The following is a 7,816-nucleotide window of genomic DNA, read 5'->3' on the forward strand; positions in this document are numbered from 1 at the left end:
GAGAAGGAACCGCCCTCCTGTACAAAAGCCTCTGTGATCTCGATTCCCGCAAATCCGAATTCAGCACCTACACCGGTAAAATTGCGATTGTCCTCTTTCCATCGGATATATCCCAGATCGACCACGCTTATACCCCAGTCGAGTCTTTCATTCATCTGCATCCCGAATCCGAGATCCACACCTAGACCGGTATTGCTGCTCCCGAACATGTACTTTCCTATGCGTCCGTTCTCCAATAGTGCATTGCCATCTATGCTATCCAGGAGGTTATCCACCCCGGAAGATTGTACCATCACATCTCCTTCGACCGTCCAAGTGTAATCTACAGGATCTGTGATCCATTGAATGGTATTGTCAGCAGTAGAGATATTCTCTTTACCGAATAGGATCTTGGTGCGGGCACCTATGTAGAATCTATCTTTCAATGTCATGGACCAACCGAAACCGTACTCCGTGAAGTGATTCAGATCGATGGCCAGATTGGAAAAGTCCAAGATTCCATCAGTCGCATCGAAGTCACCATTTCCAATGAATGGGAAACGAAGCATGTCACCTGGTAGCACCAGACCAGCACTCAGCCGGTCCCTGATGGCAAAACTGAAATAATGCCCTTTGATGGGAAGCCCGATGGAGAATAGATCCGATGACATCTCCAGCCCCAGATTGTTCTTCTCCCTGATGTTATCCAAGAAGGCCTCGGTCCTGAATTCGACTCTTCCTTCCACGTTCTCGAATAGCTTGGCCGGATTGAAGGTGCTATTGCTGTGCTGGAGACTTGTCGAAGACAAGAATGGCAGACCGATATGGATCCCATCATGCGGAGCGTGAGCTGGGTTCACATAGATACTCTGCGCCACATTGGGCAAATTATAGAGCATGAGATCCTGTTGAGCGGTACTCGATATCAGGCTGAGTACCATCAGGATAGGAAGTGTGATTCGTAAGCACATACCTCCTTTTACTCTGAAATGTCGATTTCGGTTTCAATCTTGGCAGATACCTGCACTGCTAATCGGTCCTCTGGGTAGAATCGCACCATCTCACCTGAATTACCCTCAGAAGTAGAACCTACTATCTTGATGACCAGATATTTGACTCCTCCTTCAGTAAGTTCTTCTAGCCGAGAAGGCGTAAGTATCACATCGGTAACTGAACGTCTCGCAGCCACCACCCTTCCGTGATCGGGATGCGTCTCTGGTAAGTTGTGATCCACAATCCCGGAAAGCAAAACCGGCACATCGCTTTGACCCATGAATAAAGAGTCACTTGCCTGTTGTAAGGAATCTAGAAAGACCAATTGCATACGCGTATCGATCGGAAGCCCATTGTCCGCAATGATGCGAATCTGCACGGACTCTATATCATCGATGGTCAACATGCCTTCTTCACCGAGACCGAGGTCTGTACTCAGATCCACATCGAGCGTATCAGCGAATCGATAGCCATCTACTGCACCATACAAGGGTAGGATGACCGTTGCATCGCAACTGACCTTGCTCGTATCCAGAATGAAGTTGTGGCTGAACCCTTCGGGATTGGTCTCACCAGCGGCAGTGTATATCAGGTCAACCGGACCTTCTGAGAGCATGTCGCTCAATGAGGGGTCGGTATTGCTGTTATCAATACGATGCTCGGTCAGAGCAGTTGTTCCAGGAGTGATAGCGCCTAGGACCACTGGGATGTCTTCCAAGGCTCCTCCTGTGATCAATTGGGTGATTGAATTGGTCGGAGCAAATAGGCTCGTGAAATCGATCTCCATGGGAATACCGCTGCTATTGAATAGGTCCAGCTCGATTGCTGGATCAGCGAAATAGATATTCTCTGCATCGATATTCTCGAATACATCCACCCGCTGGGTATCTATCTCAGCTATGCCGGTGAATTGACCTAAGAATCCATAGGCCGAGCGGATGCTATTAGAACTCAGTGCCAATTCGAAATAGACACTATCTCCTGCATTGGTCATCTCACCGCTGTGGGTCACGATGAAATCGGCCAGGATATTCAGTTCGTTCTCATTATCCGGGGCACTGAAGTCCAAGAGATGATCGGATACATCGATATCGACCGCATTCATCACTGGGACATCCCCGGTATAGTCCAATTGGAATTGTGTACTGAACATCTCTCCAGTGGGAGTCAGCATCTCTGGAATAGTCAATGTGATACTCAGATCATGTCTGAAACTAGACTGCAATTCGATACTCAGATTGGAATCGCCCAGTCGGATGGAATCCAGTTGTTCACCATTCTCGAAGTCAAAAGGAAGATTGTAGCTCTCCGAGATGGGAATATCCGCACCTTCCAAGGTCGCATTGAATACTGCAGCCGTGATCGCATCGGCCACGTAGCTCTCTTCGACTTCCAAAGGCGGCAGTTGGACCAGGTCTTCCAGACCAATCTCGAAGAGGCGTTCTCTGAACATCAAGGCCATCTGTGTACCGGGCTCATTGATGACCTCGTCCTCAAGACCCAGAGGCATGATCAGTTCTCCGAGACCGAAATCAGTGTTGGCGAGCGGTATGGCCAACGATGGCTCGAGGCCAGGTACTGAGAAGTTCTCATCGATCACATACTCTTCTTTCGTACAAGCTGAACTGAGAAGAAGTAGAATGACGAAGACCGTTGACGGCACTGATTTGAACATGAGTCAAGATTAAGATATTCCTATCCACGTTCTACGAATAGGACCCGTGAAAGTTCTCCTCAATTAGGATTGACGTGTCTATAAACAAACAGATCCAAAGCACGATGTGCTTTGGATCTGTTTTCATAGTTCTTGAATGAGGTCAGAGATTCACTCTTCTTCTTCAGATTTAGAATCTTCTGCCTTGGCTTCTTCCTCGGCCTCTGCTTTAGGCTCTTCTGCTGGAGCTTCTTCGGCAGGAGCAGCTTCTTCAGCCGGTGCGGCTTCTTCTTCAGCTACAGGTTCTGCCGCTGGAGCAGGAACCTCCTCTGCCGGAGCTTCGGTCTCTTCAGCTACGGCTTCTTCTGCAGGTGCTTCAGCTTCTTCAGTAGCTGGCACTTCTGCGATTGCCTCTTCGGAAGCTTCAGCGGCCGGTGCCTCTTCTCCTTCAGCTACGGCTTCACCTTCAGGAGCTGCTTCGCCTTCCACTGGGATAGGAGCAGTCTTGGCAGCGATCTCTTTTGCACGCTCTTCCTTGATCTTGGCCTCTGCTTCCATTCTAGAAGCTGTTTCGGTGTCGATCTTCTTCTTGATCGAATCACGCTTGGCTTGGATCCTGGATTCCTTATCGGCCATCCATGCTTCGTATTTCTTCTCTACTTCTTCCTCGGACAGTGCGCCTTTCTTCACACCATTGAGTAGGTGATTCTTATACATCACTCCTTTGTAGGATAGTATGGCTCGCATGGTGTCAGAAGGTTGTGCACCTGTCTGTAACCAATAGAGAGCTCTATCGAAATCGAGGTTGATGGTTGCAGGATTCGTGTTCGGATTGTATTCACCGATACGCTCGATGGACTTACCATCTCGCTTTGAACGCTGGTCGGCTACTACGATGTGGTAATATGCGTAGCGCTTCTTACCGTGTCTTTGAAGGCGGATTCTTGTCGCCATGGGGTTAATTGTTTTAAAAGGGTCCTAAACCCGGTTAATTAATCTAGGAAATATTTCAATCCCTCGTAAGGGGCGGCAAATGTCGGGTAAATAGTTGGAATTGGGAAGCATCTTATCGATTTATCTCTGAGCGTCAGACAATCTCCCATTGTGTACAAAAGCAGCTCTGGTCAGCTTTCATAAACCACATTGAATAATACATTTGAACAAGAGGCGCAGCTCGGCTGCCAGCACATCCATATATTTCATTTTCAATAGCTTACAGGACCTATGTTCCTTATTTTCGATACCGAGACCACTGGATTCCCCCTACGATATGGAGCTCCACATACTGACTTAGAAGCCTGGTCCTCGGCCCGCTTGGTCCAACTCGCATGGCAAGTCCACGATGAGCACGGGCAACTCATCGAGGTCAAGAATTTCATAGTAGAGCCCGATGGGTTCACGATTCCATACGCTTCTGAGCAGGTGCATGGGATCTCTACCGAGCGTGCTCAGAAAATGGGGGTACCTCTCTCTTTTGTGCTGGAAGAGTTCGAGAAAGCGCTCAAGAAAGCAGAATTCAATGTCGGTCACAATATCGAATTCGACCTCGGTGTGGTGGGTTCGGAAGCTTTGAGAGCTGGATTCGATACTGTGCTGCACGATATCAAGACCATCGATACGAAACTCGAGTCGACAGAATACTGTCAACTTCCTGGAGGAAAAGGCGGACAGTTCAAATGGCCTACACTCACAGAGCTCTACACCAAGCTGTTCGGAAGTGCTTTCGATGAAGCGCACAATGCTTCAGCAGATGTAGAGGCGACCACTCGTGCATTTCTAGAGCTCATCCGGCTCGGTGTCATCACTCCCGAGCGATTAGATCGCGATGCGAATTTCCTGAATGCATTCAGGCAGGCCAATCCGGATACCATCCAATTGATCGGTCTGAATATAGAGCCCTACCAGGCTTTGCCGAGTGAGAAGGAAGACAGTGAGGACGAGGAGACTGTACATACAGTTCAAGGAGCTAAAACCAGCGTCACGGAGAAAGAAGACCGCATGGCCGAAGGGGAATTCATCCACCTGCACAATCACACGGCCTTCTCCATCCTCCAATCCACATCTCATGTCAAGCAACTGGTGGCCAAGGCCAAGGAACTTGGCATGTCAGCAGTGGCAATGACAGACGAGAACAATATGTTCGGGGCCTACCAGTTCACCGCGGCTGCAAAGGCTGCAGGAATCAAGTCCATCGTGGGTTGTGAACTGAATGTCTGTCGCGACCACAAGAACAAGACGGAGAAAGACAATGGTCACTCCATCGTGATCCTGGCCAAGAACAAGAAGGGTTATCACAATCTGGCCAAACTGAGTACGGCCGCACATGTGGATGGATTCTACTATGTACCTCGTATCGACAAGGACCTACTGCTCGAGTACAAAGAGGACTTGATCATCCTCAGCGGGGGTCTATTCGGTGAGATCCCCTATCTCCTGCTCAATGTCGGTGAGACTCAGGCCAAGGAGAGCCTTCTTTGGTACAAAGAGCATTTCGGCAAGGATTTCTATCTGGAGATCAATCGACATGGACTCAAAGAAGAAGAGGTCATCAACACCAAGCTTATCGAATGGTCGCGTGAATTCGATGTCAAGCTCATAGCGGCCAACAACACCTTCTATCTGAACAAGGAGGATGCACCTGCCCAGGATGTACTGCTCTGCATCAAGGATGCAGAGAATATAGTCACCCCCAAGAAGTATGGCACACGGATCGCACGCGGAGAACGCTTTGGACTTCCGAATGAAGAGTTCTACCTGAAGAACTCCGATGAGATGAAGCACCTCTTTCGGGATCTACCGGAAGCGATAGAGAATATCGGTGCATTGGTAGATGAGATCGAAGCCTATGACCTCGCCAGAGATGTCCTGTTACCCAAGTTCGACATCCCTGAGCAATTCATCGACCCTCAGGATGAGGAAGATGGCGGAAAACGCGGTGAGAATGCCTATCTGCGTCATCTCACCTACGAGGGGGCCAAGGTGCGCTACAAGGAGATCACCGATGAGATCAAGGAACGACTGGATTTCGAACTGGAGACCATCGAGAATACCGGGTATCCGGGATACTTCTTGATCGTACAGGATTTCACCCGTCAAGCGCGTGAAATGGGTGTCTCGGTAGGTCCGGGGCGTGGATCTGCCGCGGGATCGGCCGTGGCCTATTGTACCGGCATCACCAATGTAGACCCGATCGAGTACGACCTACTTTTCGAGCGATTCCTTAATCCGGACCGTATCTCGTTGCCGGATATCGATATCGATTTCGATGACCGAGGCCGGGACAAGGTGATCGAATGGGTGGTCAATAAGTACGGCAAGAACCAAGTCGCACAGATAATCACCTACGGTACCATGGCCGCCAAATCCTCAGTACGGGATGCAGCTCGGGTATTGGGCCTCCCCTTGCCAGAGGCTGATAGACTGGCCAAACTCCTTCCCGAGACCTCGCTGGCCAAACTCTTTGGGCTCGAGCAAAGCGAGCTTAAATCAAAGGTTGGGGATAAATATGATAATGCACTGGAGCTGAGGGATCTATTGGAAAAAGATAGTGAACCTTCCCGCACCCTTCAGCAAGCGCGGAAGATCGAGGGTTCGGTACGTAATACGGGTACCCACGCCTGTGGTGTCATCATCACTCCAACAGACATTTCAGAGCTCATCCCGGTCACTACGGCCAAGGATTCCGAACTACTGGTGACCCAGTTCGACAACTCGGTGGTAGAGGATGCCGGATTGTTGAAAATGGACTTCCTCGGACTGAAGACCTTGACCATCATCAAGGATGCCATAGAACTCATCAAGGAGCGACACGGTATCGAGATCGATGAGGACGAGATCCCTTTGGATGACCCCAAGACCTACGAGCTCTTCCAGCAGGGAAAGACCATCGGCATATTCCAATACGAATCAGCCGGTATGCGCAAGCATATGAAGCACCTCAAGCCCGATACCTTCGGTGACTTGATCGCAATGAATGCCCTGTACCGCCCAGGTCCCTTGCAGTACATTCCGGAATTCATCGAACGGAAGCATGGTAGAAAAGAGGTCAAGTACGACCTGCCTGCCATGGAGGAATTCCTCAAGGAGACCTACGGAATCACTGTTTATCAAGAGCAGGTGATGCTTCTTTCTCAGAAACTCGCGGGATTCACCAAAGGTGAGGCCGATACTCTGAGAAAGGGAATGGGTAAGAAGAAAAAGGACGTCATAGATGCACTTTGGCCCAAATTCCTCGAAGGCTGCAAGAAGAACGGTCATCCGGAGGATGTAGTAGAAAAGATATGGAAGGATTGGGAAGCCTTTGCGTCCTATGCCTTCAACAAATCGCACTCCACCTGCTATGCACTGATCGCCTACCACACGGCCTACCTCAAGGCGAACTATCCGGCCGAATTCATGGCCTCCCTCCTGTCCAATAACCTGGACAACATCAAGACGGTGAGCTTCTTCATGGAAGAGTGCAGAAGTATGGGCGTCAAAGTACTCGGGCCGGATATCAATGAATCCAATTATCGATTCAGGGTGAATGATAAAGGAGAGGTACGATTTGGGATGGGTGCGATACGTGGTGTGGGAGAAGGCGCAGTGCAAGCCCTTGTAGCCGAACGGATAGAGAACGGCCCCTATGAATCGGTCTATGATCTGGTCAAACGGATCGACCTGAAATCGGCCAATAAGAAGAGCTTTGAGAATATGATCATCGGTGGAGCCTGGGATAGCTTTGGATTGATGCGTAGCCAATATCTGGCCCAGAATGCAGATGGTAAGAGCTTCTTAGATGAACTTGTGCGATTCGGTCAAGCCTTTCAACAAGGAAACAGTGGACTGAATCTATTCAGTGACACCGAGGAGATCCAGCTCAATGAACCTCAGCCTCTACAGACCGTATCCTGGAACCGCATGGAGACTCTCAGGCGGGAAAAGGAGGCCATTGGGATGTACATCTCCGGTCATCCGCTCGATGATTACCTTGTAGAGCTACGCTATTTCTCAAAAGGTCATCTGGGCTATCTGGAAGATCTGGACAAAGTGGTCAATCGTGAGATGGCCATTGGAGGTATCTGCACAAAAGCCGAGCACCGAACCAGCCAGAATGGGAATCTCTGGGGGCTCTTCGAAATGGAGGACTATCATGGTGTGTATGAATTCAGGCTATTCAAAGAATCCTACCTCAAATTCAGACATCTACTC

At 49.6% G+C, this 7,816-nt stretch carries 4 protein-coding genes; 1 reads left to right on the top strand and 3 read right to left on the bottom strand.

The features are described 5' to 3' along the window. The 3 genes from HKN79_12380 to HKN79_12390 form a co-directional block, all read right to left on the bottom strand. The coding region (locus HKN79_12380; protein ID NNC84364.1) for a hypothetical protein at window positions 1-950 on the bottom strand (950 nt) is incomplete at its 3' end. Between the two features lie 8 nt (window positions 951-958). Next, a complete protein-coding gene (locus HKN79_12385) occupies window positions 959-2,647 on the bottom strand; it encodes a hypothetical protein (protein NNC84365.1) in 1,689 nt (562 codons plus the stop codon). A gap of 150 nt (window positions 2,648-2,797) precedes the next feature. After that, a complete protein-coding gene (locus HKN79_12390) occupies window positions 2,798-3,580 on the bottom strand; it encodes a 30S ribosomal protein S16 (GenBank protein NNC84366.1) in 783 nt (260 codons plus the stop codon). A gap of 270 nt (window positions 3,581-3,850) precedes the next feature. Between HKN79_12390 and dnaE the strand changes: the two genes are divergently transcribed. Then, on the top strand, window positions 3,851-7,816 hold a 3,966-nt coding region (gene dnaE, locus HKN79_12395; GenBank protein ID NNC84367.1), incomplete at its 3' end, for a DNA polymerase III subunit alpha.

It is taken from the genome of Flavobacteriales bacterium (assembly GCA_013001705.1).
GTDB lineage: Bacteria > Bacteroidota > Bacteroidia > Flavobacteriales_D > JABDKJ01 > JABDLZ01.